Raw genomic sequence first — 2,793 nt, 5'->3', positions numbered from 1 at the left:
CTCATTACTGCTCCATAATCTATTGATTCACAACCATGTTAGGGACGTAGCTGCATTCCCGCAAGCTTCAACCAATACCCATTGCACTCATTATTGCCCAGTTTCAGTGGGGCTGCCCCGCATTCGTTGGCCTTAAATTTCGCCAACCACTGTAACGTACCTTCGGGTTCTGGGCTTAACCGCACCACATCTACACTACCCCGCATACTTGGTAATTGATTCACCAAGTTATAGCGATCACCAGATTGGGTTTGAATACCATTCAACACAAATACTTCTTGGCCATCCTGGCTAAGTACTTCACGGCCTTGCGGATACTTTATGCAGCAAAGTTCGCATTGATCTTTCTGCCGATTTTCCGAACGTGCGGTGAAACATCTGGCCGACCACGCGAGTGGCATATGGCCAAAGGCAAACACTTCGGTTTCGAAACATTCCCGCACATCCTGAATGGTATCCTGCGCGAGTAATTCTTGTAGCCAATCACCAGATAGCTCTACTTGCATGAGCCAACGCTGCATGCCCATATTCACTAAACGCCGCAGGCTATGGTGGTTATATACGTTTAAAGCGGAGCCGGCCACAAAGGGCAACCGCTTTTCATAGAGTAACCCCACCGCTCCCATATCATTGGCTTCCACTAAAAACTCGCCGTTATCACAATAACGGCGCATTTCCCGCAACTCAGACGGCGCTTCTAGCAAGGTCATCGTAGATAAGCACACTTGCTTACCGGCTTCACGCAACATATGCGCTAACTGCAAATAATCATCAAACTTCAACTCTCGGCGTTTACTGCACACTGTTTCGCCTAAATAAACGATATCCACATCACTTGCAGCCACCTCGCGGTAAAACTGGAGTACTTGTGCTTTTGGCCAAAAATACTGCACAGGGCCCAATGAATATTTCATACAATTCTCGCTTTACTGGTTAGCATTCACTGATTTTCATGAATAACGCCACCGCTATTTCCAGCTGCGGTGATACGCACCAATGGTGGTTTGGCTTCCTTCGGAAAGCCCAGCCAATACACTATTCCACTCATCTTGCACACGAAACTGTTCTGGGTTTGCCATTACGGCATCAATGGCCGCGCGCCACACTTTAGTAATCTGAGCCACATAGGCTGGGCTGCGTTGCCGCCCTTCAATTTTCAGAGATTTAATCCCTTCTTTATATAATTCGGGCAGCAACTCTAGGGTATTCAAACTAGTGGGCTCTTCTAGCGGATGATAAGTATCTTGGCCTACGGTAAAGCGCCCTTTGCACAGCGTGGGGTAACCCGCCGTTTCTTCGGGTTGGAAGCGATCGATTAACACGCCATTCAAACGTGATTCCAACACGCCATCGAGTTCTTCCCAGCGCACATATGCTGCCGGTGAGCAGGCGCCCTTCGTATTCGGAGATTCGCCCGTCATATAAGAACTCAAATAGCAGCGCCCTTCGGCCATAATACAAAGGCTACCGAAGGCGAATACTTCCAAATCTACCGAACAACTGCGCGCTAAAGCTCGCACTTGGTTCATGGCTAGAACGCGGGGCAACACCACTCGAGTTACCCCAAATTCACGTTGATAAAAATCAATTGCAGCAGCGTTCGTTGCCGATGCCTGCACTGATAAATGTACTTCTTGTTCAGGATAACGGTCGGCGATATAACCGAGCAGGGATAAATCCGCCACAATAAGCACATCAACACCTGCGGCCATCGCGCTATCAATCGCCTCTGCCCAACGCTCCCACTTATCAGGGTGAGCGAAGGTATTGATGGCTACGTGAATCTTACGGCCATGCTGGTGCACGAAATGCACCGCTTCTTTTAATGAGCCTTGCTCTATATTTAAGCCGGCAAAATGGCGAGCATTGGTTTCATTTTTTAGCCCGATATACACAGCATCAGCGCCATTCTCAATAGCCGCTTTCAGTGCCGGCATACTGCCTGCAGGACACAACAACTCCATAACGCGCCTCATCATTCGGTTTTTGGTGGTAGTTGGCACCTTAACGCAGAATTTATGCATAAAAATTGATATAGATTAACGTGCCATCACAAACTTTTGGTACCGTGTTAAGTATTCTTATTCTACGCCTTTATTTCACGGAAGTTATTGAATGTTCAATAAAAATAGAGTTATTCACAAAGTGGTATCTAGCGCTCCACAATGGGTGCAGAAAGGGCTTAACGTGCTGCCAGCGCCACTCACCAATGCCGGCTTACAATTTACCTTGAACCAGTTTTTTAAACCCGATTTGCGCGCTGGCCGCTTTTCTTTCCTAGCAGCAAAAACCGTGCATGTTGTGGTAGCGGATATTGGCCTCGCATTTTATATCGCCCTTAATCCTCACCATATGCGGCCAGAACTTATGGTAAGTAATCCAGGTTCCCAGGAGGCAGATATCCTGTTCCGTGGTGATATGAATGATTTGTTGTTACTGATAACGCAACGAGTAGACCCGGATACGTTGTTCTTCCGCCGCAAACTAATGCTCATTGGTGATACCGAACTCGGCTTAGAACTGAAGAACTTACTCGATACGATCGAACTTCATGAGCGCTTACCAAAGCCCCTCTATCAGTTAAGTAGCGAAGTTGCAGAAGAAATCTTATTGCAACGAAGCTAACTTACCCGCTCACAGTAGCAAGCAAAAAAAAACCGCTCTGCTGTGTTGCAGAGCGGATAAACGTCAGAGAATCTGGAGTAGTTCTCCGCGACGATTAAATGCGAGAAAGTTAGCTATATTCCCGCCTTTAATACTTTCCACCATCATTTTCAATGGTTGCTCAGCCTG

Annotated in this window: 3 protein-coding genes; 1 reads left to right on the top strand and 2 read right to left on the bottom strand. The window is 47.3% G+C overall.

Features of this window, described 5'->3' with window-relative positions:
* Nucleotides 1–38 precede the first annotated feature (38 nt).
* Both ACNA7P_RS11090 and ubiU read right to left on the bottom strand, forming a co-directional pair.
* A complete protein-coding gene (locus tag ACNA7P_RS11090; protein ID WP_416258686.1) occupies nt 39–914 on the bottom strand; it encodes a U32 family peptidase in 876 nt (291 codons plus the stop codon).
* A gap of 54 nt (nt 915–968) precedes the next feature.
* Nucleotides 969–1,964: a ubiquinone anaerobic biosynthesis protein UbiU gene (gene ubiU / locus ACNA7P_RS11085; RefSeq protein WP_416258685.1), complete on the bottom strand. Its 996-nt coding sequence runs from the start codon at nt 1,962–1,964 to the stop codon at nt 969–971.
* Nucleotides 1,965–2,115: 151 nt separating this feature from the next.
* On the opposite strand from ubiU, the gene ubiT reads away from it, so the two are divergent.
* Entirely contained in the window at nt 2,116–2,625 is a 510-nt protein-coding gene (gene ubiT, locus ACNA7P_RS11080; RefSeq protein WP_416258684.1) for a ubiquinone anaerobic biosynthesis accessory factor UbiT, read from the top strand.
* Nucleotides 2,626–2,793: the final 168 nt, after the last annotated feature.

Source organism: Aliidiomarina sp. (assembly GCF_047920995.1).
GTDB lineage: Bacteria > Pseudomonadota > Gammaproteobacteria > Enterobacterales > Alteromonadaceae > Aliidiomarina.
This window is presented reverse-complemented; position numbering and strand designations above follow the sequence as displayed.

Bases quoted from the DNA above. Each gene is read 5' to 3' on its own strand.
- ACNA7P_RS11090 (WP_416258686.1), bottom strand. From the start codon at position 914: ATGAAATATTCATTGGGCCCTGTGCAGTATTTTTGGCCAAAAGCACAA.
- ubiU (WP_416258685.1), bottom strand. From the start codon at position 1,964: ATGGAGTTGTTGTGTCCTGCAGGCAGTATGCCGGCACTGAAAGCGGCT.
- ubiT (WP_416258684.1), top strand. From the start codon at position 2,116: ATGTTCAATAAAAATAGAGTTATTCACAAAGTGGTATCTAGCGCTCCA.